General features: G+C 39.1%; 19 protein-coding genes. 14 read left to right on the top strand and 5 right to left on the bottom strand.

The window, feature by feature from the left end; all coding sequences use genetic code 11:
* Positions 1–191: 191 nt before the first annotated feature.
* The gene (locus tag KYH19_RS12960; protein ID WP_219075424.1) at positions 192–587 is read right to left on the bottom strand and encodes a GNAT family N-acetyltransferase; all 396 of its coding nucleotides are present in this window, start codon (positions 585–587) and stop codon (positions 192–194) included.
* A 159-nt stretch (positions 588–746) separates the two neighbouring features.
* Between KYH19_RS12960 and KYH19_RS12955 the strand changes: the two genes are divergently transcribed.
* The 4 genes from KYH19_RS12955 (at position 747) to KYH19_RS12940 (ending at position 7,751) form a co-directional block, all read left to right on the top strand.
* Positions 747–2,351 carry a tetratricopeptide repeat protein gene (locus KYH19_RS12955; protein WP_219075423.1) on the top strand — a complete coding sequence of 535 codons (1,605 nt, stop codon included), beginning with the start codon at positions 747–749 and terminating at the stop codon, positions 2,349–2,351.
* Positions 2,352–2,613: 262 nt separating this feature from the next.
* Positions 2,614–5,391 carry a TonB-dependent receptor gene (locus KYH19_RS12950; RefSeq protein ID WP_219075422.1) on the top strand — a complete coding sequence of 926 codons (2,778 nt, stop codon included), beginning with the start codon at positions 2,614–2,616 and terminating at the stop codon, positions 5,389–5,391.
* A gap of 22 nt (positions 5,392–5,413) precedes the next feature.
* On the top strand, positions 5,414–6,673 hold the full coding sequence (locus tag KYH19_RS12945) for a right-handed parallel beta-helix repeat-containing protein (protein ID WP_219075421.1): 1,260 nt from the start codon (positions 5,414–5,416) through the stop codon (positions 6,671–6,673).
* Position 6,674: 1 nt separating this feature from the next.
* Positions 6,675–7,751: a phytase gene (locus KYH19_RS12940; RefSeq protein ID WP_219075420.1), complete on the top strand. Its 1,077-nt coding sequence runs from the start codon at positions 6,675–6,677 to the stop codon at positions 7,749–7,751.
* 695 nt (positions 7,752–8,446) lie between these two features.
* Here KYH19_RS12940 and KYH19_RS12935 read toward each other — a convergent pair.
* Positions 8,447–9,343, bottom strand: a complete 897-nt coding sequence (locus tag KYH19_RS12935) for an AraC family transcriptional regulator (protein ID WP_121286932.1) — start codon at positions 9,341–9,343, stop codon at positions 8,447–8,449.
* 541 nt (positions 9,344–9,884) lie between these two features.
* On the opposite strand from KYH19_RS12935, the gene KYH19_RS12930 reads away from it, so the two are divergent.
* The 10 genes from KYH19_RS12930 to KYH19_RS12885 all read left to right on the top strand — a co-directional run bounded on the left by KYH19_RS12930 (position 9,885) and on the right by KYH19_RS12885 (position 21,190).
* Positions 9,885–11,090, top strand: a complete 1,206-nt coding sequence (locus tag KYH19_RS12930; RefSeq protein WP_219075419.1) for a pyridoxal phosphate-dependent aminotransferase family protein — start codon at positions 9,885–9,887, stop codon at positions 11,088–11,090.
* Entirely contained in the window at positions 11,087–12,208 is a 1,122-nt protein-coding gene (locus KYH19_RS12925) for a hypothetical protein (protein WP_132400852.1), read from the top strand. Before KYH19_RS12930 ends, KYH19_RS12925 begins: the two co-directional genes overlap by 4 nt.
* Positions 12,205–13,194: an NAD(P)-dependent oxidoreductase gene (locus KYH19_RS12920; protein WP_132400855.1), complete on the top strand. Its 990-nt coding sequence runs from the start codon at positions 12,205–12,207 to the stop codon at positions 13,192–13,194. The genes KYH19_RS12925 and KYH19_RS12920 overlap by 4 nt, the downstream gene beginning before the upstream one ends.
* Positions 13,195–13,214: 20 nt before the next feature.
* On the top strand, positions 13,215–14,540 hold the full coding sequence (locus KYH19_RS12915; protein WP_219075418.1) for an inositol-3-phosphate synthase: 1,326 nt from the start codon (positions 13,215–13,217) through the stop codon (positions 14,538–14,540).
* Positions 14,540–14,995, top strand: coding sequence for a phosphatidylglycerophosphatase A (locus KYH19_RS12910; protein WP_255562416.1), 456 nt, complete (start codon positions 14,540–14,542; stop codon positions 14,993–14,995). The genes KYH19_RS12915 and KYH19_RS12910 overlap by 1 nt, the downstream gene beginning before the upstream one ends.
* 2 nt (positions 14,996–14,997) lie before the next feature.
* Positions 14,998–15,372 carry a GtrA family protein gene (locus tag KYH19_RS12905; protein ID WP_219075417.1) on the top strand — a complete coding sequence of 125 codons (375 nt, stop codon included), beginning with the start codon at positions 14,998–15,000 and terminating at the stop codon, positions 15,370–15,372.
* Positions 15,373–17,916, top strand: a complete 2,544-nt coding sequence (locus tag KYH19_RS12900) for a DUF5686 and carboxypeptidase-like regulatory domain-containing protein (RefSeq protein ID WP_219075416.1) — start codon at positions 15,373–15,375, stop codon at positions 17,914–17,916. It abuts the gene before it with no gap.
* A gap of 10 nt (positions 17,917–17,926) precedes the next feature.
* Positions 17,927–19,216 carry a DUF4833 domain-containing protein gene (locus KYH19_RS12895; protein WP_219075415.1) on the top strand — a complete coding sequence of 430 codons (1,290 nt, stop codon included), beginning with the start codon at positions 17,927–17,929 and terminating at the stop codon, positions 19,214–19,216.
* A gap of 410 nt (positions 19,217–19,626) precedes the next feature.
* The gene (locus tag KYH19_RS12890; RefSeq protein WP_219075414.1) at positions 19,627–20,247 is read left to right on the top strand and encodes a sterol desaturase family protein; all 621 of its coding nucleotides are present in this window, start codon (positions 19,627–19,629) and stop codon (positions 20,245–20,247) included.
* Position 20,248: 1 nt separating this feature from the next.
* The gene (locus KYH19_RS12885) at positions 20,249–21,190 is read left to right on the top strand and encodes a phosphatase PAP2 family protein (RefSeq protein WP_219075413.1); all 942 of its coding nucleotides are present in this window, start codon (positions 20,249–20,251) and stop codon (positions 21,188–21,190) included.
* 41 nt (positions 21,191–21,231) lie between these two features.
* On the opposite strand, the gene KYH19_RS12880 is transcribed toward KYH19_RS12885, so the two are convergent.
* The 3 genes from KYH19_RS12880 to KYH19_RS12870 form a co-directional block, all read right to left on the bottom strand.
* A complete protein-coding gene (locus KYH19_RS12880; protein WP_219075412.1) occupies positions 21,232–21,921 on the bottom strand; it encodes a hypothetical protein in 690 nt (229 codons plus the stop codon).
* A gap of 274 nt (positions 21,922–22,195) precedes the next feature.
* Positions 22,196–23,431, bottom strand: coding sequence for an alkaline phosphatase family protein (locus tag KYH19_RS12875; protein WP_219075411.1), 1,236 nt, complete (start codon positions 23,429–23,431; stop codon positions 22,196–22,198).
* Positions 23,432–23,508: 77 nt separating this feature from the next.
* Positions 23,509–24,966 carry a SusD/RagB family nutrient-binding outer membrane lipoprotein gene (locus tag KYH19_RS12870; protein ID WP_219075410.1) on the bottom strand — a complete coding sequence of 486 codons (1,458 nt, stop codon included), beginning with the start codon at positions 24,964–24,966 and terminating at the stop codon, positions 23,509–23,511.
* Between the last annotated feature and the right edge of the window lie 3 nt (positions 24,967–24,969).

The following is a 24,969-nucleotide window of genomic DNA, read 5'->3' as shown; positions in this document are numbered from 1 at the left end:
CAGGTAGGCATATTTAACCACAGATAAAAAGGATGCACACAAATATAAAAATCCGTGTTTATCTGTGTACATCTGTGGTTAAAAAACTTATTTGTGGTGTCTGATGTTTCCATCCGACACAAAAACAGTTAATAGAGGGTAAAAATTAAGCCTTTGCAAGGTTTAATATGATTTTTCTAATTCGTATAAAACTATTGTTTACGTTCTATACTGAATGCACGGTCTTCTTTATTAAAACCCACTTTAGGATAATAATCAAGAGCAGTAGGAACTGATAGGAGAATGAGCATGCACTGCGGACCAATTTTTTCTCGTGTTATCGAAATCATTTCCTTGCCTATTCCCGAATTTTTTAAATCTGTAAATACTGCAAGGTCTGACAGATAAGCACACCAGGCCCAATCGGTAAGGGTTCTACAAATACCCACAAGTTTTTCTTCTTGCCATGCAGTAACCAATACATCGGCATTTTTTAGCATCAATGTCATTCTTTCAGGTTCAGTAGGGCGTTTAAGGCCCGCCTTGCTGAATAAAGTAATCACCTCTTCTGCCTGAGGGATAATGTCTAACTTATAGGTAATATTCATACCCTCTAAATTACAAAATATACTTGTAGAGGATAATAAAAACGACATCAGAAACACATATATGATATTGATCATCACTGGTTAATTCTTCAACTTAACCTTAAGTTAACATGGGTGCTCTTTCTTTGTCCGGAATTGCCTGATATAATTGCTTTTAACATGATCAAACCCATTTGTGTTCTTATATTTTTTCTATTCTTCATTTCGAATACATACGCCCGGGGCGACAGATTCGAATCGATTATTGCGCTGAATCAAAAAGATCCGACTGCAGCCCTGGCTCAATTAAAAAAAATATATGCTAAAGCCATCGACGATAATGATGAACTTTTAGAGGGCAAATGCTTGCAGCAAATGGGAAAGGTTTGTTATACACAGGGGCATTTCAGTCAATCGTTAGAGTTCTTTTTGAAGGCTGATAAAATATTCAACAATGCCAACCAATCGCTTTTATTGGCCGCTAACCTTAATGATGCTGGCGTGCTCTACTATTATATGAAGCAGAAAGGCAAGGCCATGAATAGCTATAACAAATCCATTGGTATTTATAAAAAATCGAATAATTTAACCGGTCAGGCAACCGTTTTGGGTAATATTGGACAGCTATACGAAAAAAGGCAATTGTACGATAGTGCCTTTTACTATCAAAAACTGGCTTTAAAAATAAACGAACAGGTTAACGATAAAAGCGGAGCAGCAAAAATACACGAAAATCTGGGTAGTATATATGAAGATCTGGAGCGTTACGATTCTGCTTATGTACATTTTAAACAGTCATTAAACTTATATCAGGAAGATCATAATAATTTGGGAAGTATTGAGGTAATTAATAATCTCGGCGATATCCTGCGTAAAACCGGCCGTTATAAAGAAAGCATTGTGCAAACCGAAACTGCCTTGAAATTAGCGGAAAAGATGGGGAATATTTACCAGTTGAGTTCCTGCTGCAGGGATTTGGGCAAGGCCTACGAACTGTTGAACAACATGGACAGCGCCTACCACTATGTAAAACTTGGTTATAAGCACACCATTGATCTGTATTCGGAAGATGGTGCCCGGCAGGTAGCATTTTTGCAGGTGCTTTACGATATTAATAAAAAATCGGAGGAGATTAATAAACTGAAAAACGACCGGAAGGTGAACAGGATTATTGCTTTTTCTGCCACAATCGTAGTGATATTGTTGGTTGTTTTAGGTTTTGTTATTTTCAGCAGACAACGTTTAAAATTAAGAGATCAACAGATGCTGGCGAGACAGAAGGCGATAGAACACGATATGACTAGTCTCGAGCTTAAAAATCTTCAGCTCGAAGAACAAAGTCTGAAACAATTGCTGGAGGTTAAAAGCAGGGAACTATCTACCCACACTTTAAATCTGATTAAGCATAACCAATTTTTAGAAAATCTTAGAAGTACCTTACAAGCGATGGTGAAAGAGGATAAACGGGATCAGAAAAAGCAGATGAACCAGATTCTCGCCGAGATTAATCAGAGTTTTAACCACGAACGCAACTGGAAGGAATTTACGCTGGCTTTCGAACAGGTGCACCATCAATTTCTCGAAAGTCTAAAAAAATATAGCCACGAGCTTACCTCAGCCGATATGCGCTTAATTGCACTGTTAAAAATGAATCTCGATTCAGCTGATATTGCAACCTTGCTCGGTATATCTACCGATAGCTTAAGGGTATCAAGATACAGGCTAAGGAAAAAGCTGAATCTGTCGCAAGGCGATAATTTATCAGCATTTATCCAGGCATTATAACCGTTACATGAGCTGTAATATTATTACCATTTTTTTTGGATTTTAAAGGCTTAACAATTTGTTAATGTAACGGTAATAATAACATAACGGCGTTTCGGTGTGTGTTTAATTTGTTGATAATCAATATTTTGTGTTTATATGTTGCCTTTTGATATATGCTTGTTGTAACGCTGTTGCCTTTATGTAACCTCAATAATTTCTTTGTGTAAAATGGTGTATACACCTTTGCCCCGTCGATAATAAAAAGACATGACCAAACACAATGAATAAACTATTACAAATTCTGTTTTTACTTCTTTTTTGTGCAGGCACAGCAAATGCCACAAAACTGAAAGGCCACGTTTACGATAAGCAAACTGGAGAAGCAATTGTAGGTGCAACAGTGGTTTTAGAAAACCCAAGGCGCGTAACGAATACCGGATTAGATGGTACTTTCGAATTTAAGGATGTAAAAGCAGGTGCTACTAAAATTAGTGTAAGCTACATTACTTACAAAACCATTGAGAAGACCTTAGTGATACTGAAAGAGGATAACGATCACTTAAAGTTCTACATGGAGAGCGATTCGAAAAGCCTTGACGATATCACCATTAAGTCAAATGCCGTGAGTTCTACCGATCAGGGGGCAAGACGTTTAGAAAAAAATGCCCCGCAACTGATGAATATCGTATCAGGGAGGGCAATTGAAATTTCACCGGATTTAACGGTGGCCAATGTAATGCAACGCATTTCAGGGGTGTCTATTGAGCGCAATAGCAACGGCGATGGACAGTACGCCATATTAAGGGGAATGGATAAACGCTACAATTATACTTTGGTAAATGGCATTAAAATCCCTAGTCCGGATAATAAATACCGTTATGTTCCGCTTGATCTTTTCCCTTCTGATTTGCTCGACCGTTTAGAGGTGTACAAAACACTTACGCCAAATTTAGAGGGCGATGCCATTGGCGGAGCCATTAATATGGTGATGAAAAATGCACCAGGCCAATTACAGGTAAATGCTAACGTTTCTACCGGTTATAGCCAATTGTTTTTCGATCGTAAGTTTACCAGTTACAATGCTTCAGATATTAATTATAAATCGCCTTACGAAGTAAACGGGAAAAACTATAATGCTACACAGAACGATTTTAGCAAGGGTACACTCGATTATAAGTATAAAAACCCTGCGCCTAATTTAATCGGAAGTTTATCTTTAAGTAAACGCTTTTTAGATAACAGATTAGGCGTCGTGTTAGCAGGAAGTTATCAGAATACTTACCGTGGAAGTAATAGCACTTTCTACAATAATTCAGTGGTTGGTACAGATGCTTATGCTACAATTACCAGTAAAAGTTACCGCGAGTTTTCTGAACAACAGCAGCGTACTGGGTTGCACGGGAAAATTGATTATGTGTTTAACAAAAACCATCAGATCAGTTTTTACAATGTGTACGTTAATCTGAAAAACCAGCAGGTTAGAGATGCCGTAACCACAACTTACAACAAGGATTATGATCCTATAGCAGGAAATGCACAATTGGTCTTCGATACCCGTAGCCGTTTAACGGAGCAGCAGATTTACAATTCTACGCTGCATGGCGACCATAAATTTTTTGATGATAAATTTAAGGTGCAATGGTCGGCTGTTTATTCTTCTGCCAAAAATGATGTGCCGGAAAATACCAGTATCAGTTTGAATGGATTGGAGCAGAATTTTCAACGCAAACGTACCAGTTTAGTCAATACCAATCCGGTTACGCGCAGATGGGAACGAAATACCGACGAGGACTTAGCTGGTTATCTTGATTTGACTTACCATGTTTTATCAGGAACCCATAAACTGGATCTTATGGCAGGAGGTTTATACCGCGATAAAAAGAGGAGCAGCTTCTTTAATAATTACAATTTGGCTCAGGGAGCAGATCATGCAAATGATATTTATGGTGTAAATTTCCAAAATTATACCGACCTGAATCTGGTAGTCAGCAATCCAACAGGTGCAGTAGCCAATTCCCTTACCTACGATGCAACTGAGCAAACCACTTCAGGTTATGGAATGTTTAAATATACTTCAGCTAAGTTAGAAGTAATTGGTGGTGCAAGAGTAGAACATACCAATCAGGGTTATAATCTTCTTTTTCCGGCAGGAGAATCTTTTCCAAAAGGAAACCAGATTTATACCGATGTATTACCGAGTTTAACTGCAAAATATTTTTTAACAGAAAAAGCACAGTTACATGCTTCTTACTACAAAGCACTTAATCGCCCTGGTTTTTACGAAATTGTACCCGGAAAAGTTGTAAATGAAGAATTTCAGGAACGTGGTAATCCTAACCTGCAACGTGCACTGGCTGATAATTTCGATTTAAGGTACGAACTTTTTCCTGGCGCTTCCGAGCAATTATTGGTTGGTGCATTCTACAAAAGGATAAAAAATCCAATTGAATATACCTTTCAGGCCGATGCTGTTCGCGGTCAGGATATTTATTATAGTCCAGGAAACTTTGGTACAGCCAATAACTATGGAGCTGAGGTAGATTACATCAAATATTTCAGTAAAATAGGTGTAAAGGCCAATTATACCTACACCCATTCGCGCATTAACACCACTAAAACCACCAGGGTTATTAATAGCACTACCGGAGATACCGAGCCTGCCAATGTAAACCAGGAACGTCCACTTTACGGTCAGTCTGCACATATTGCCAACCTATCTGTATTGTTTAAAGACACCAAAAAAGGCTGGGATGCACAGGTTGCCGGTGCCTATACGGGACCACGCATCAATACCGTTTCACAGTTCTTAAATAACGATTTGTGGCAGGAAGGATTTGTTCAAGTGGATGCATCTGCAGAGAAACGTTTTAAAGGTGGCATCAGTGTTTTTGTTAAAGCCAATAACATCTTAAATACACCAACAAAACTATTTATAAAAGGTACAAACCCGGCAAATAACGATATCAAAGAAGATTTGGTTAAAAATGGAAATACCTTGATCAGAAGCGATTATTATGGCCAGAATTATCTTGTTGGCTTTAGGTATAAATTTAATTAATAGCATTTAAAGAAACAAAGACATGAAATCAAATCAGATTTTTAAATTATTAATCCTGGTTGTGCTGGCCTTAGCAGGATGTGAAAAAGCCAATATAGATGTTGATACCACTGCTGTTGATGGCTCGGCAATTGGTGAGGTTTCCGGTGTTTGGGCAAAAGGCAGTACGCAGGTAATTAAAGGCGATATTGTAATCCCGGAAGGTAAAACACTAACGATTGAAGAGGGCGTAACGGTGCTGATGGATACGGTTGCGAAACCAGAAATTATTATAAAAGGTAATCTGTATGCGCTTGGAACTGCAGAAAATCCGATCAGATTTACGGTAAATGAATTCTATAAAACCTCATCAAAAAAATTCGGAAAGCTTTGGGGAGGTATTTTGGCCGGCCAAACATGTGAGGAACTGGTGCTTGATCACGTAATTCTCGAATATGCAGGATCAACTACTTCAGATGCTTCAACATCTGTTAAAATGGGACTTTATAAAGCAAGGGCCGGAGAAAACTTACCCGCGCTCTGGTTTACCAATGCTAATGGTAAATTAGTCGTTCAAAATAGTATCTTCAGAAACCTTCAGGAAGATTGTACTTACATTGATGGTGGAAAGATTATTTTTGCCAATAATGTGTTTTATACCACTGGCGTAACAGGAGGAGAAGCCATGAACTTTAAGTCGGGTTGTTTGGCAGATGTGGCCTATAACCTGGTTTATAGTACCAATACCAATGCCTTAAAATTATCTAACACTGGAGATAAAAAACCACAAGCCTATATTATTGCCTATAACAATACCATGGTGAATACGGGCTGGAGAAGACCAACGGCCAAAGGCGGATCGATCTGGCTGGAGAGCACAGTACGTGCCAATTTATATAATAATCTTTTCGCCAATACCCGTTTTGGTGTGAAAAGAGACCCGAAAAAGCCTGAAGATAGCCGTTCTGCTTATAGCAATAACTGGTATTATGGTTTTGATCAGGCGACTGTAAATCAGTTTCAGCCAACCGGCGATATTGTGGGTGGTAAAAACGATGTGATTAGCAATGTTGCCGGAGCTAATGATCCTAAATTTGTGAACTATCCTCTAAACACAGCAGTTACCAATGCCGATTTTAATACCGCATGGGATTTTCACCTGCAAGGCAACTCACCGGCTTTGGGTAAGGGCATTACTAACTTTACCCGCCATTACCAGGCCGGAATTACAATGAAAAATGGTATCACCTATAGCTCACCTTCACCATCAACATTTGTTGGTGCATACGGAACTAAGATATAAAATGAAGCATAATATATTAAAACTTGCCGCTTTAGCGGTTCTAAGCCTGACCATTTCTTGTAATGGAGGTACACAAAACGGAAATAGTACAGCCGTAAAACCTTTATATGTGTCTGATCCTGTCGATGTTGATACCGATGATCCTGCGATCTGGGTAAACCCTAATGATCCGGCACAGTCATTGGTAATCGGTACCGATAAAGATAGCAGCGGTGGCTTGTATGTTTTCGATCTGAAAGGTAAAATCATCAAATCAAAAACCATAAAAGGTTTAAAGCGACCTAACAACGTTGATATTGCCTATGGTTTACAGTTGGCTGGGAAAAAAACAGATATTGCGGTTACAACAGAACGTTACACCCATAAACTGCGGATATTTTCTCTTCCCGATATGAAAGCAATCGACAATGGCGGAATTCCGGTTTTTGTAGGTGAAACAGGAGCAGAGTACCGCGATTTGATGGGGATTTCGATGTATACCGATCCAAGTGGAAAAATTTATGCAATTGTTGGTCGTAAAACCGGACCTAAAAACGGAAGTTATCTTTGGCAATATTTGTTAACTGATGACGGAAAAGGCAATGTTAAAGCAGATTTGGTGCGGAAATTTGGTCTATATAGTGGTAAAAAAGAAATAGAAGCCATTGCCGTTGATAACGAACTCGGGTATGTTTATTATTGCGATGAGCAGGTAGGGGTACGCAAGTATTATGCAGACCCCGCCAAAGGAAATAAAGAATTGGCACTATTTGGACAAGGCGATTTTGCTGTCGATAATGAAGGAATAGCTATTTATAAAACTTCAGGAAATAAAGGATATATTCTGGTATCCGATCAGGGCGCCAGACAGTTAAAAGTGTACGATCGGGTAGCGAAAGCCAATACTGCTCAGCCCCACCCGCTTTTAACCACAGTTAAATATTCGGCTAATCAAACAGATGGTATTGATGTGGTTTCCGTTCCTTTGAATAACGATTTTAAACATGGCTTGCTGGTGGCGATGAGCGATGATAAAACCTTTCATTTTTATAGGTGGGAAGATATAGCAGGTAAAAAAATGACTAGTATAAATCCTTAAGGTTAAGAGACTATTTAAAAATTAAATAAAATTATTTCCTATGTCAGTCTGAGCGTAGTCGAAGACCATTTCAACGCATTAGTAAAAGCGATCCATTAAACTCAACATGGCAGCAAAAGACTATGTAATATTTGTTGTAAAATTTAACAGGTGCTAACATTTATTTTCTGGAAAGCAGTTGCAGGAGCATTTGGGTGGGTTCAGTCCCGCTCCCGCTTCTGCCAATTTGAAGGAAATCGGCATCCCGCTTTGATCGGGTTTAGGTGGCATGAATAGTACTGCTATTATGGGTGAAATAAACCCGACCGACAGCGTTATCCCCGATTCCTTCTGTCGGGATAAAGCAAAGGGCGGGACCAGGGCGGCCGAAGCACCACTATCCCTGCTTTTCAAAAAAAGGAATAGATTAAGACTTCCATCTTCCTGTCCAATTTCATTTAATTCGTCATCTCGACCGTAGTGGAGAGATCTTTTAATGTAGTCCAAAGATCTCTCCACTACGCGTTGCTCCGGTCGAGATGACGCCGATTTTTAGAATATGTCATCGATAGTGGCGTCGAGGAGTATAGAAATCTATATCGAAAGATTTCTCCATTTCGCTACCGGTGAAACCTGTGAAACAAGCTGCATACCATAGGTAAATAAAAACAAATCCTTAAATCGGTTTGCTTCAATCGAAATGACGGTTCACTGATCTATACTGCAATATTATTCGACATTTTGTACTCAGAAGGCGTAATTCCCGTCTGTTTTTTAAAATACTTGCCAAAAAAAGAGGAGTTGCTAAAACGTAGTTCCATGGCTACTTCCGAAATATTCATTACATGGCTGGTTAGTAGCAATTTGGCTTCCCTGATTACCATTTCATCAATAATTTCTCCAGCTGTTCTGTCTGTAACCTGTTTCACCACCTGCGATAAATGCCTCGGCGTAATGCGCAAACAATTGGCATAATAAATTACACGCTTTTCCTTTTTAAAGTTTTCCGAGACCAGCGATAAAAACCGGTTGGTTAATTCCGTGCGACTGTTATGTACTAATGGTTTAGAATCTTTCTGTTTGTTTTTAAGGAGGAAAATATCATAAAGAAGTTCCAAAAAGCTGTTGTGCACAATATTTTTGATCTGTGGCGTATCTTTTGAAACATTAAGTTTCTTGTGGAGCGCCAGCATATCGTAATAAATAAAGGTGTATTCCTCTTTCGATAATGAAAATTTATGTGATTGAACATCTTTCGACATCCGGTATGTTTCGCCATTGTTAAAAAATATACCCTTATTTTTAAGGTAGCTCTTATTAAAATGGATACTGATAAACGAAACGCTGCTATTATCTGCAATTTCATAAACAGAATGTGGCAAAACCAGTAAAATATCCCTGTGGTTGAGCACATAATCTTCAAAATTGATCTTAATATTGAGCTTGCCTTTAGTAATAAGGATTAGGGCATAACTCGATACACGGAAAGGCTCCGAACTGCAATAATTTGGATCGCTGCTGTGGTGTATTTTTGCCATCAGGCCATCGTTCAAAGAAAGTGCTTCCTCATGGTTTTTTTCTGAAAAAGTTTTATTGAGTAACTCTTGTTGCATAAAATCGTTCAGTATTTTTTAATAATTTCTTAACAGATACGATCATCTTTTATACACCAATTTCAGCCATCTTTTTTCGGATGGATTTCGCCCTTTATCTGTCGGATTTTGTACCCGCAAATGTAATGTTCAAGATCATTTTTGCAAGCATAATTTTTTAAAATGACTAATTTCTGATTGATTTTTATGTTTTTGATTAATAAATTATTGGTTTGTACTTTGCTAAAAAACAGTTATTTATGTGATTTATAGTACGTTTTAAGCTGTTTTTAACTTTTTTACTATTTTATAATAAAAGTCAGAATGTCAATTGGTCAATTCATCTGAATGTCACATTTCATCGATCCGACTTTTTGACCAATATATCCCACATTTGAACCTTTTTTTGGCCTCAATTCCGCGTTAAAATTGTGTTATCAAATCGTTTGGCTAATGCGGTCTTAATCTACCTGGTTGATTTCAATCTCTACAAGTAGCATTCAAGTTGCTGGCTAAACTTTCAGAACAGGGTTTTAAAAACTGAAGAATATAAGTGTTCAGCATGCGTAAAAAATTACAAGATAGAATTGCCTCTTTTAAGGATGCGGCGGTGATAAAAGAAAAGGGATTATATCCTTATTTCAGGTCGATAGAATCTGCCCAGGATACCGAGGTGGTGATCAATGGGAAAAAGGTGCTCATGTTTGGTTCTAATTCCTATTTAGGGTTAACCAATCATCCTAAAATAAAAGAAGCTGCAAAAGCCGCCATCGAAAAATATGGTACAGGTTGTGCTGGTTCGCGGTTTTTAAATGGTTCGCTCGATATCCACCTCGAATTGGAAAACCGTTTGGCCGAGTATGTAGGCAAAGAAGCTGCGGTGCTTTTTAGCACTGGTTTTCAGGTGAATTTAGGGGTAATATCCTGTTTATTAGATCGTAATGATTACCTCTTGCTTGATGAGTACGATCATGCTTCGATTATTGATGGCAGTCGCCTGGCCTTTGCCCGTACAATCAAGTATGCGCACAACGATATGCAGGATCTTCGCCGCAAATTAAGCCGTTTACCTGAAGATGCCGCCAAACTGATTGTTTCTGATGGTATTTTTAGTATGGAAGGCGATTTAGTTAATCTTCCAGAAATGGTAGAAATTGCCAATGAATTTGGTGCCAACATCATGATGGATGATGCGCATAGCCTTGGGGTAATTGGCTTTAATGGATCAGGAACGGCATCACATTTCAATCTTACGGAGGATGTAGACCTGATTATGGGTACTTTTAGCAAATCGCTCGCCTCTCTTGGTGGTTTTATTGCGGGAAGTGCCGAAACCATCGAATATATCAAACACCGTGCAAGGTCGTTGATGTTTAGTGCCAGTATGCCGCCATCAGCCGTGGCAAGTGTGATTGCTGCATTGGATATCATCGAATCAGAACCTGAACGTATTGATAAACTTTGGGCCAATACAGAATATGCGAAGAAACTTTTGCTCAATGCAGGTTTCGATATTGGGCACAGCAACAGTCCGATTATACCCATTTACATCCGCGATAACACCAAAACCTTTATGATTACGAATATCCTTCAGCAAAACGGGGTTTTCGTTAATCCGGTTGTTTCACCAGCAGTACCTTCAGATTCGTCTTTGATCAGGTTTTCTTTAATGGCTACACATAGCTTCGAACAGATTGAATCGGCGATTGAGCAATTAAGTGCAGCTTTTAAGGCTGTTAACGTAGAATTAGTAGGAAGCCAATCATGAGAGAACTGATCAAGGTTTCTGATAAAAAAGCATTGGCGGCATTTGTAGATTTCCCGCATGAACTGTATGCAGATGACGTAAATTACGTTCCTGAACTTTTTATTGCGCAGCGCGACCTACTTACCCCTGGCAAACATCCTTTTTACGAACACTCCAAAATCCAGCTTTTTCTGCTTTATGATGGAGGCAAGGTAATTGGACGTATTGCAGCAATCAACAATACCAACCATAATAAAGTCTACGAATCAACAGACGGATTTTTTGGCTTTTTTGATTGTATCAATGATGCATCTGCAGCTAAACAGCTTTTTGATGCGGCACAGGAATGGTTAAAGGAAAATGGGTTAACCAAAGTTTTAGGACCGGTTAATTTCTCCACCAACGAAGTGTGTGGATTGCTGATTGAAGGTTTTGATGGTCCGCCCGTAGCCATGATGCCTTATAACGCCCAATATTATCTGCCGCTTTTGGAGCAAATGGGTTTTCAAAAAAATGTTGATTTAAGGGCTTATCGTTATACCGCTGGTAATTATAGCGAAAGATCAGTTAAACTACTGGATAGGATAGAAGAACGGCTTCTCCGTAACGACATCATCCTCCGTAAAATTAACATGAAGAAATTCAAAGAGGAATGTAATGCGGTAAGAGAGGTGTACAATAAAGCCTGGGATAAAAACCTGGGTTTTGTACCGATGACGGATAAAGAGTTTGATTATACGGCAAACGATTTAAAAATGATCCTTGATCCTGAATTTTGCATCCTGGCAGAGCAGCATGGTAAAATTGTGGGTTTTGCACTGGCCATTCCTGATATCAATCAGATTCTGATCAAAATTAAACGTGGAAGGCTTTTTCCTACAGGTTTGATCAAACTTTTAGCTAATAAAAAGAAAATAGATGGTATCCGCATTTTACTGCTTGGTGTGGTTGATGGTTACCGCAAAATGGGGATTGAAGCTTGTCTTTACGGTCGTATCATCAAACATTTCAAGGCTAAAAATATGAAATATGCAGAGGCGAGCTGGACTTTAGACCATAACGATCTGATCAATAAACCGATTGAAGATATAGGCGGCAAACTGTACCGCAAATACAGAATTTTAGAGAAAGCGATATGAAAAAGCGGGTGTTGATTACCGGGGCGACAGGATTTGTAGGGTACCACCTGATTAAATCTGCTTTAGCCAATGGATTGGAAGTATATGCAAATGTGCGTCAATCGGCCGCCGCAAATCACCTTAAAGATTTTAAGATCAATTATGTCGACCTGGATTTTGAATCGATCTACTTACTAAAAGAAAATATCGAAGAGAAAAAATACGATTATATCGTACATGCCGCTGCAGTAACCAAGGCAAAGAATTTGGGAGATTACAATAAGATCAACGCAATATATACCAGGAATTTAGCTGTAGCTGCTTCGAAATCAACACATGCGATAGAGAAATTTATATTTATCAGTAGTCTGGCGGCTCTGGGTCCTTTAAAGCAGAAAAACGATAAACTGACGGAAAAAAGTGCATCTAATCCGGTAACCCAATATGGCATCAGTAAGGCGCTGGCTGAGACTTATCTGGCGCAAATTTCCAATCTGCCACTGATCATTTTCAGGCCTACAGCGGTTTATGGCCCACGGGAGAAAGACATTTTCATACTGATCAAAACCATTAAAGCTGGGCTGGAGCTTTACATCGGCAAGCAGGAACAGGAACTCAGTTTTGTATATGCTACTGATCTGGCCGATATCATCATTAAAGCGCTTGCTTCTGCAGTGGCGGGCAAGGCTTACAATATATCCGATGGGGCAGTGTACAACCGCTCATCGCTCGCTCATTATGTAAGTAAGGCTTTAGGTAAAAAAACGGTAAGGGTAAATGTACCTGTGCCGTTGATTAAAGGTTTGGCATGGTCGATGGAACATGTGTATGGCGTATTTAATAAAATACCCGCCCTAAATGTAGATAAAATAAAAGAGCTCACTGCCCTTAACTGGGGCTGCGACATTAAAAATATTCAGAACGATTTTGGTTTTGTTCCCCGGTTCGGATTGGAACAGGGACTAAACGAAACCATCAACTGGTACCGTAAAAACAATTGGTTATAAGATTTTAAATAAAAAACAGAATGAAACAACAAGTAAAAGCAGCTGAAGGTAAGCTGGGAATATTAATGCCAGGACTTGGCGCTGTAGCTACAACCATGATCGCCGGAGTTGCTGCAATTAAAAAAGGCATCTCAAAACCGATTGGTTCGTTAACGCAGATGGGCACTATCCGTTTGGGTAAAAGAACAGAAAAAAAAGAGCCAAAAATTAAAGATTTTGTGCCTTTAGCCAATCTGGAAGATTTAGTTTTCGGTGGCTGGGACGTTTATGAAGATAATGTTTACGAAGCTGCGTTAAACGCCCGTGTACTGGATGCCAACCTTTTGCGCGATGTGCGTGAAGAGTTACAGGCCATTAAACCGATGCGCGCCGCTTTCGACAGAAACTACGTAAAAAACCTGGATGGTAAATATGTAAAGGACATCGATAACCGTTACGAACTGGCTTTAGCGGTAATGGAAGATATTAAAAACTTCAAGGCCGAAAACAACTGCGACCGTATTGTATTGGTTTGGTGTGGTTCTACCGAAATTTATTTTGAAGCATCAGAAGTACACGAATCGCTTGCTGCATTTGAGCAAGGTTTAAAAGACAACGATTTGCGTATTGCGCCAAGTATGATTTACGCCTATGCTGCATTAAAACTGGGCATTCCTTTCGCTAATGGTGCACCAAACTTAACAGTTGATATCCCTGCATTGATCGAACTGGCTAAAGAAACCGATACCCCAATTGCAGGTAAAGATTTTAAAACTGGTCAAACCTTAATGAAAACTATTTTGGCACCAGGTTTAGCTGCACGTTCATTGGGTGTAAATGGTTGGTTCTCAGATAATATTTTAGGCAACCGTGATGGTTTGGTATTAGACGATCCGGATAATTTTAAAACCAAAGAAGTATCTAAACTGGGTGTGCTGGAAGATATTTTCAAACCAGAAGTTAACCCGGATTTATATGGCGATATGTACCACAAAATCAGGATCAACTATTATCCTCCTCACGGTGATAATAAAGAAAGTTGGGATAACATCGATATTTTCGGTTGGTTGGGTTACAAAATGCAGATCAAAATCAATTTCCTTTGCCGCGACTCAATTTTAGCTGCACCAATTGTATTGGATCTTGCTTTGTTTATCGATCTTGCTAAACGCTCAAATATGTCGGGTATCCAGGAGTGGTTATCATTCTACTTGAAATCGCCACAAACGATTCCAGGTGTACCTTCAGAGAACGACATTTTCAAACAGTTAATGAAACTTCAGAATACCTTACGTTACATCATGGGCGAAGAGTTGATCACCCATTTAGGTCAGGATTATGAAGAAGAACTGATAGAAACGGTATAGTGTTTATCCACAAATTTCTTTCAACGGCCCTGGGCATTGGCTACATCGGCAAAGGCGCCGGTACATACGCTGCTATAGCAACCTGTATCTGCTGGCACCTTTGCCAGAGCCCTTATACCAACCCATATTTATGGCCAATACTTTCTACCATGTTCATTGTAATGATCGGGATCATGAGTGCCGACCGGGTAGAAGAGATTTGGGGCAAAGACCATAACAGGGTAGTGATTGATGAAGTGGCGGGAATGTGCATTACCCTGTTATTTGTGCCTTTAAAATGGCAATATACCCTTATTGGGCTTGTTCTTTTTAGGTTTTTTGATATTCTGAAACCCTTTTATATCCGTAAACTGGAAGAATTGCCAGGCGGTTGGGGCGTAATGGCTGATGATATACTGGCCGGGATTTACGCAAATATACTCCTCCAGCTGGTAGTGGTTTTCGATTTTTTTTAGACATGCTTACCTACCTAAAAGCACAGGCATCATCCTTAATAGCTTCTGCAACCGATTTTGGTATCACCATCATTGCAGTAAACCTTTTCGGACTGTGGTACCTGGCAGCAAGCATCATAGGCACCATTTCTGGCGGTGTGGTTAATTTTTATGTTAACCGCAAATGGGTTTTTCAAAGCCGGTCGAAGGAGGTGAAGTGGCAGGTGTTCAGGTATATTTTGGTATGGGCAGGCAATCTGGCCATAGTTACCACCGGGGTGTTTATTTTTACCCATTTTTTTAATCTCAATTACGTACTCGCTAAAGTGCTAAGCTCGGTTTTAACCGGCATCAGCTACAATTATATCATGCAAAGGCAGTTTATTTTTACAAGTTAAATGAAAGCGATTTATTCATTTTTTTTATTCCTGATCCCAAGTTTTATTTTGCAGGTAAATGTTTTTGCCCAAAGAACTGTGGTTTCTGGAACCGTGCGCGATGCTGTAACCAAAGAAACGCTGCCCAATGTTTCCGTTTTCTTTAAAGATACCCAAATTGGTACACAGACGGATGTAAATGGAAAATATACACTCGTTTCGCCAAATCCACAAAGCGAAATCAGTTTCAACTACGTGGGCTACCGAACCGTTTTTAAAAATATTGTGCCTTCTGCTACGCAGGAATTTGACGTGGCCTTAGTACCCGATGCAAGGGCTTTGGATGAAGTGGTTATTGTAGGTGGGAAAAAGGTGAAGTACCGCAATAAAGATAATCCTGCAGTTGAGCTGATCCGCCAGGTAATTGCCCATAAAGAAGAAAACCGCATTAAGAGTTATAATACGGCTTCTTTCAGGGAGTATGAGAAGATGTTGTTTTCCTTAAGCAATGTTTCGGATAAGTTCAAGAGCAAAAGAATGTTCAGGAATTATCAGTTTCTGTTTCAGGAACAGGATTCTACCTTAATTGGCGGAAAAAACCTGTTACCGGTATATATTCAGGAGAAACTGGCCGATCATTACCTCAGTAAAGATCCTGAAAAGAATAAAACTATTGTTATTGCCGAAAAGCAGGTAAACTTCGATAGCAGGTACATCGATAATAAAGGAATGAAAACTTATTTCGATAGAATGTATCAGGATATTGATATTTATAAAAACAACATTTCGGTGATCAGCAATGAGTTTTTAAGTCCGATTGCAGATGGTGCGCCTGCTTTTTATAAGTTCTTCATCACCGATACGCTAAAAAATCAAAAACCACAGGTTATTGAGTTGTCTTTTACCCCCCGCAATACGAATGATATGTTATTCGAGGGGAAAATTTATGTAACCAATGATAGTCATTATGCTGTTACCGGCGCTTCATTTGGCGTAAACAAAAACATTAACCTCAACTTTGTACGTGCACTCAAAGTCGATCTTGATTTTGAAGCCAACGATAAAGGCAAATACAGCTTAAGCAAAAGCAATCTGTTGGCCGATTTCGGTATCGGCAAAACAAAAGGCATAGGCTTTACTGGCGAACGTACGGTTACTTTCAAAAATTATCAGTTCGATACCGCGTTGCCTGATTCCGTTTTTCAAGGGAAAAGCACTGTTGTGCTGGCTGATGCTGCAAAAAAAGATGATAAATTTTGGGAGAAAAACAGGCTTGATACCATTTCAAAAAATCAGTTGAAGATTTATGGCAATATTGATACCCTGCAGAATCTGCCATCTTTTAAACGCACGATGAAAATCGTAACCCTTTTATTTGCAGGTTATCAGAATCTTGGTCCTTACGAAATTGGTCCGGTAAATACTTTTTACAGTTTTAACAATGTAGAGGGTTTAAGACTGCGGTTTGGAGGCCGAACAACACCCGAGCTCAGTAAACGTTATTATTTCGAAAATTACCTGGCTTATGGTATCAAAGATGAGAAATGGAAGTTTTTTCTTTCCGGAACTTATTCGTTAAACAATAAATCGATCTACGAATTTCCTCAAAACTACATCAGGGCCAGTTTTCAGCGTGATACCAAAATCCCCGGACAAGAGCTTCAGTTTGTGCAGGAAGATAACTTTTTACTTTCCTTTAAAAGAGGTGTAAATGATATGTTGCTGTATAACGATTTTTACCGCCTGGATTATGTAAAAGAGTTCGAAAACCACTTTTCTTATAACCTGGGTTTTAAAAAATGGAGTCAGACACCAGCCGGCGGATTGAATTATTTAAATTCAAATAATCAATTGGTAAACAGGTTAACCACCAGTGAGGTTTCGCTACAGTTAAGATACGCCCCGAATGAGAAATTTTACCAGGGAAAAATATACCGTGTGCCGATTGCCGACCGCTATCCGGTATTTAATTTACGTTATACCGCTGGTTTAAAAGGTGTTTTGGGTGGCGAATACAATTATCATAACCTATTGGGAAGCATTGATAAACGTTTTTATTTATCACAGCTGGGCTATAGTGATGTAACGGTAGAGGGCAGTTATATTGCCGGAAAAGTTCCTTTCCCTTTATTGGATATACACCGGGCCAACCAAACCTATGCTTATCAGCTTAACTCATATAACCTGATGAACTTTCTTGAGTTTGTGAGCGATCATTACGTAAGCATCAATATCGACCATAATTTTAACGGTTTCTTTTTTAACAAAGTGCCATTGATCAAAAAATTAAAGTTGAGAGAAGTGGTGTCGTTCAAAGCCTTATATGGTGGTTTGAGGAACGAGAACAATCCGAATTTTCAATCTGGTCTATATCAGCTTCCGGTTTATGAAAATGGTGCACAGCGGACTTATGCATTGGGTAATGATCCTTATATGGAAGGCAGTATTGGGGTAGGCAATATCTTTAAACTGTTAAGGGTCGATCTGGTAAAACGCTTCAATTACCTTAACCATCCGGAGGTTTCAGAATGGGGAATAAGGGCAAGGGTAAAATTTGATTTTTAAGAAAAAAGCTATGGAAAAGAAATTAAGGGACAGCCTGCAACAGGGCATTTATAAAGTGATCAATCCTTTTGTTCGGGGCTTGATTAAAATTGGCTTAACCCCAAATGCCGTCACCACTATCGGTTTGATCCTGAATATCGGTGTGGCAATCATTTTTGTGCTGGGTGCCGAAAAATCAAACCGCGGTGATATGTCATACATCGGTTGGGGAGGAGCACTGGTGCTTTTTGCGGGTTTATTCGATATGCTCGATGGGCAGGTAGCCCGTTTAGGGAACATGAGTTCGAAATTTGGTGCTTTGTACGATTCGGTGCTCGATCGCTATAGCGAAATGATTATGTTTTTAGGGATTTGTTATTACCTGGTGGCACATCATTATTTTTTAAGTTCGCTATTTGCTTTTATTGCGCTCATCGGTTCAATGATGGTGAGTTATACCCGCGCAAGGGCCGAGGGATTAGGTGTGGAGTGTAAAGGTGGTTTAATGCAAAGGCCGGAACGTGTAGTCACCATCGGTGTTTTTGCCATTGTCTGTGGTATCGCCGGGCACTTTATTGGTGGCAATTATAAACTTTATGTGCCGGGCATATCCTTCCATGTTTTTGAAACGATGTCGATTTTTACCATGCCAATTACCATAATGGCTTTATTGACCAATATCACCGCTGTAAAACGGCTGCAGGAAGCCAAAAAAGGTCTCGAGGCGCAAGAGTTTAACGAAAGAAAAGGAAATAACAGGGCAGCATTAATTGCGGGACTGGTTTTGATGACGAGTTTAGGTGGTCTGCTTTCTTTTCATGCAAATGCACAGGGAAGTGATCCTTCGCCGATTACTTTTCCAACTCCAAAAGACATCAGTAACCAGCTTTTTTATCTACAGCGCGATCCGAATACCAATACCATTATTTGCCAGTTAAATATAGACAAACATGGAGTAGTGAATAAAGATCAACCTGTAAATGTATTCTGGATACGTTATGGGGATAATGGCGAGAAGAAAGAACTGAGTTATATCCAACGGAAATTTGCCTATGGAATTATGAGCAAAAATCTGGGTAACGGACAGTTTGAACTGCGGTTTACCTCACATAAAAAACTGCCTATGTACCTGAATAAATCTGGTGCAGACAAAAAATACCATGTTTTTGCGACAATTAACAATAAAAAAATGCAGTTAGAAAGGATATTCCTTCGGATTGAAGGCGGTACATTCTGGTTTCCGAATGTAAAATATGTAGAGATAAAAGGTTTTGATGCTTCAGAGCCTTCAAAGGTGTTAGTTGAAAGAATTAAGGTGTAGCGTGGGGCGTTTTGCGGGTGGCGTTGATTGTCATTCTGAGTGCAACGAAGAATCTTTTGTTAAGGCTCATTAGAAAGACGCTACGTATAAAACTAAGGTGAGCTTAGGTGACTAAGGTGGTCATAAAAATGCACCTGTTTAATACTTGACCACCTGAGTCACCTAGGAACATATAAGGTGTTGAATAAGTCTTTTCGTACGTCGTAAATGTTAGTTTGAACGGCCTTATTTGTTATGCTAAGTGCAAGGAAGAATCTTTAAAGTTAATTTATGGGTTCTGTGTTTTATAGATTAGAGATTCTTCACTGCGTTCAGAATGACAAGTGGTTTGAGGAAAAGATCCTGAAACAATTTAAGGATGACGATTACACATAAACGGAGTCAAAGACCAGTTTAAATAATTTTACCAAATGAAAAAGAATTTTGTTTCAAATTCGAAATCATCCATCAGGATGTTTAGAAACGACTTTTTAGAAAGCCTTTCAAAAGTACAATTTTACGTGCCTTTGGTGGTATATGTACCCGTTATCGGTTTTCTTTTTTGGAAAGCATTGGCAGAAATACAGATGCCGGCTTTAACCTTTGCTGGCTGGTTTTTGTTGGGCTTAGCCATCTGGACCATCACAGAATACATCCTGCACCGCTATGTTTTTCATTTCGAACCAGATGTAGAATGGGGCAAAAAAATCCATTTTATTTTTCATGGAGTACATCACGATTACCCCAATGATGCCAAAAGATTGGTCATGCCGCCTTCAGCCAGTATCCCGATGGCATTGGGTTTTTACTTTCTTTTCGATTGGTTATTACCAGATACAACAGTTTATCCGTTTTTCTCAGGTTTTATGATCGGTTATCTCTTTTACGATATGGTGCATTACGCACTTCATCATGCCAATTTTAAAAGTGGTTTCTGGAAACAGCTAAAGCAACACCACATGCTTCACCACTATTCCGATTCGACCAAAGGTTATGGGGTAAGCTGGACTTTTTGGGACCATATTTTTCGGTCTAATTTTGATAAAAAATAATATGCAGCAAGAAGTATTGCTTAAAAACAGTTTTTATAATCTTCGGAATATTTATCTGACAGTTGCTGTATCTGTTGGATATCTGTTGTTATCAGTACTACTGGTCGGCTTTAAAACCGATCAGCTGGTGCTGATTTTTATTTTTAACAGCCTGTTTTATATTTCTGTAGGAACAAGGCGATTTATTCTCGGTTTTTCGATCTTCATTGTTTATTGGATCCTTTTCGATTACATGAAAGCCTTTCCGAATTACCTGTTCAATACCGTCCATATTGAAGATTTATATGAGCTGGAAAGAAAAATGTTTGGCATTAACTACCATGGCTTAATACTTACGCCGAACGAGTACTGGAAGATAAACAGTACTGCATTTTTAGATGTATTAACAGGGGTTTTCTATTTGATGTGGGTGCCTGTCCCGCTGGCATTCGCTACTTACCTGTTCTTTAAAAACAAAGAACAGTTTGTTCGGTTTTCGCTCACTTTTGTTTGGGTAAACCTGTTGGGTTTTGTGGTATATTATGCTTTCCCGGCAGCACCGCCCTGGTATGTGCAGGAACATGGCTTTGAGTTTATAGCTAAAACGGCTGGCAATACTGCCGGATTAGCGCGTTTCGATCATTATTTTAACATTACCCTTTTTCACGGGATATACAGCAAAGGTTCTAATGTATTTGCGGCAATGCCATCGCTACACTCATCTTATCCCGTTATTGTTGTTTATTATGGCTTAAAGAACCGTTTGGGGAAAATTAATATTTTCTTTTTTACGGTAATGCTTGGCATCTGGTTTTCGGCAGTTTATACCAGTCATCATTATACGCTTGATGTATTAGCCGGATTAAGCTGCGCTATATTGGGTATTATTTCTTTCAATTATTTAATACGAAATACAGGTTTAAAGAGCCTTGGGAAAAAACTGATCAATGCCATTAGTCATTAGGTAATCAGGCATTGATCGGTTTAAATTATATATTAAGTATATTATGCGGAAAGGTTAAATTTCGTTTGGCTGTTGCTCATTTTTAAAGCCAGGTAATTGCTTTTTGCTTTCGCAAGCAGGTAAAATTCTACAGTAGCGATAAGGATAAGTGTATAACCAAAAAGTTCAAGCGATTCTTCTGACACATTCTTCACATCACGGATATATTGATTTTCCATAACGGCCATCCAAAACACTTTTCTACCATACAAACGCGCGAAAATATAAGTAGTTAAAATTCCTGATAGCAGTATCCCAAAGGAAAATTTATTTACGAAACCGTTTAGGTTAGCAAAAAAGAGTCTTTTATTTCTGTATACAATAATAGTTGCAAGAAAAAGTAGACCAAAAGCACCGGTTTGCCACGCTCCATCATAAACATGCTCATCAAGAAAAGCGTCCTGCTCTCTGATAAGAGACGCCATTGTGAAGCTAAATAACGCAAAAGCAAGTGGGAATGATGATTTATGTTTGAATGAAATATAAAGGTAAGTAATGGCACTTAGCAGGAGTAGCAAGCTCTGCACATATTCTACAACTGATTCTTCATTGAATTTATTACTTCCTGCTTCGTGCTGCACATTCCACTTTAAAAATTCAGACAATAAAACCATTATTGAACCATAAATAAGAAATCGGATAATAGCAGTTTTTAAACCGCTGGGGCTTGATGAGATTGTGGGACTGACCATTTTTTATTGAATTTGGATTTGTCATCAGCTAGAAAAATCAATAAACGTGATTCTGCCGATAATTAGAATACAAATTTCGCTCAGGAAGTATTGCTAAAAAAGGTCTATACATCCTAAAAATTGGTTGAAAAGTACGATATCCCGAAGTTTAAAAATATAGTTTTTTGTTTATGTTATTCAATTAAGATAAGTGCAATAAGTAATTAAAAAAGCCCAATATCTGATCTTAAACGATCAGCTATTGGGCTTGCAAAAGTTATTAGAATAAATCTAGTTACTTAACGCTTATCCATTTGTTGAGCATGTTATCTGGTGCTTCAACTACGAGTTTATAGAAAGAGGATGGGTAGTTTTTAAGGTCTGCCAAATAATGTTGCTGATTAACGTCAACCTCGCCCAATAAATGATAGTCATCTTTTCCTCCTGTTTTAAAAGCGTTGGTGGTTGCCAGCCAAATTTTTACTTTTCCCTTCTTTTCCAGTGCTTTCCAGCTAATGTCTAAATGGTTTTGAACATAATTTGCTTTTAAAGCCGTGATGGATACAGGGCCAATAAACGGTGTTCCATCTACCTCCTGTTCTACGTTCCGGGGAAATTTTAAATTCAGGTGACGTGCAATTGAGGGCATGATATCGACAATGCCAAGATCAAAATAGTGGGCATAATTATTCAGGTTTTTATAATTGCTTACCATCCAGGTAGAACGTTGACGCTCAGATTGTCCGCCGTGTGCGCGACCGGTTTGCTCATCTCTTCCGTGGTCGGTCGTGATCACCATTAACCAGTCTTCATTAAATTTAGCCTGACGGTAGTTGATCGCATCGAAGATTTTACCCATTTGTTTGTCGAGCATGCCGACAGCCTTATAAAACTGAGGGCTGTCTCCGAACTGGTGCCCCATATCATCCGTGTATTCCAGGTAGACCCAGGAAAGATCGGGCGCTTTATTCTGGATCGTTTCGGCGGCCTGCTTAACCACTTCCTCATCAATCAGATGCATATAATCGGCCTTTTTATCATGCTTAAAGTGCAGCGTATCCAGCTCAAAGCCATCTGCAACATAATCCGGTTTAAAATTACCCGTTTCACTTAGTCCATCGCCCAATAGTTTTGTTCTGTTATCTGTCCAGCTCGAGAATATGCCGGTCGTCTTTTTTGGATATTGACTCTTAAAAAGCCTAAAAATATGCTGGTAATTGTAATTAGGTGCTTTGATTGCATTATCAGGCACATTGTGTTTATTAACCCAGGTGCCAGTTAACAAACTATTATAGCCAACTGCAGATATAGTCGGTGTTTCATTGTAGGTACCCTTATCGCCACCCACATGCATGCGGGAATACGATCCGGCTTGAATAATCCGTTTAAAATTTGGCAGTTCTAAGCGTTCAAACACATCAGCCGGAATGCCGTCGGCGATAACATACACCACTTTTTTAGTTTTTATTTTCTGCGCCCAGCCATTTACTGAAACCAAAATCAGGAAGAGGAAAAGAATTTTTTTAATCATTTTATGTTTTGTAGAAATTAGAGATTGTGGTTAAATAAACAGCACCGACAAAATTGGCGGTGCTGTTATGGTCTGTTTTATGGTTTCAATAACCACATTACCCCATTAATGTCGTCACCTTCGGGATACTGTCTTGCTATTGCCCCACTAACATTTTGCTGATTCAATCGTAATTCAGATTCCGGATACATCCAACGTTTTGGAATGCGTTTGTTATTTAACACACCGGCTCCTGTAGTATCAAAAACAGGAAAACCAGTTCTTCTCTGCTCAAAAAATGGCTGCCAGCCGCTGTTCATGAAAGATGCGATGTATTTTTGGGTAATAATGTTCGCCAGAGGATTTGCATTAGCATTTAACTGCACTGTTGCCTGCGCCAGATAGGCATTGATAGTGGTCTCGTCGATAGTATAAAACTGCATAGATGCCCTGATGCCTTTTTGATAGTAATCATTTGCGCTTCCTGAAATCCATCCTCTTACAACGCCTTCCGCAAGTATAAACTGCTGCTCGGCATAACCCAATGCGATACTTGCTTCATTTGCCGGGCTATTGTAATAACGCGGGTTGATTTTAGAAACTTCTCCCGCAAGCGTACGGGCCGTATTTTCATCTTTTGGTGCGCTACCATTTCCCCCGCCGTAAGCCTTAAAATCTGTTGCGGCAAGCGATGCGAATTTTGGTGCTTTATCGGCAAAGCGGAATAAACGGGAATCCTGAAGCGATTTTAACAAATTGATAAAAGTTTCATCCATATAATATGCGGTTTGCATACTGTTACTATTGAAATATGGATAGCGGTTTCCCTGGAGATCGTAAAATTTAAGCTGGGCGTTGTCCGAGTTTCCAGTAAACAGTGGATAATCCGTTGGATTGTTCACAATTTCGGCAAAACGTTTCTTGATGTCAAATTTGGAGTCGTTTTCCTTAACCGATAAACTGATTAATACCCTTAAGGAAAGTGAGTTGATTGCGCGTTTCCACTGTTGTATATTCCCGCCGAACACAATGTCTCCCTGTAAATTTGCGGTATTTCCGTCAATCATTCCGTTGGCAGATTTAAGCTCATTTAAAATATTTAAGTAAATGTCTTCCTGCTTGTCATATTTTGGCGCAACAATACCTTGTTCGGCTTTTAAAGCCTCACTGTAAGGAATATCGCCGAAAGTCTGGGTTAATTGTAAAAAATTCCAGGCCTTAAAAAACTTCACAAGTGGCAAATACTGAGGTTTGTTTGTGTTTATCGCAGCTTGTTCCATCTTCACGACCTGGCGCAGGGTATCATAAGTAGCATAGCTGCCCCGGTTCCAACCATAGTATTGGTTTAAGGTAATTTCATCTGTATTTATCATTTGACGGGAAGCAAGCGCTACATCAAGATTAGTTGACTGGAAGGCTTTTTGCTCAATGGCATTCAATAATAAATCGGGTGTTGCAGCAGTAGTTTTGTTAGGGTCTACCTGGAACTCGCTAAATTTTTTGCAGCCCATTTGTGCAATTGCTGCAAATAATACAATATATAATGTCTTTTTCATATA

It is taken from the genome of Pedobacter sp. D749, assembly GCF_019317285.1.
Classification (GTDB): Bacteria; Bacteroidota; Bacteroidia; order Sphingobacteriales; family Sphingobacteriaceae; genus Pedobacter.
This window is presented reverse-complemented; position numbering and strand designations above follow the sequence as displayed.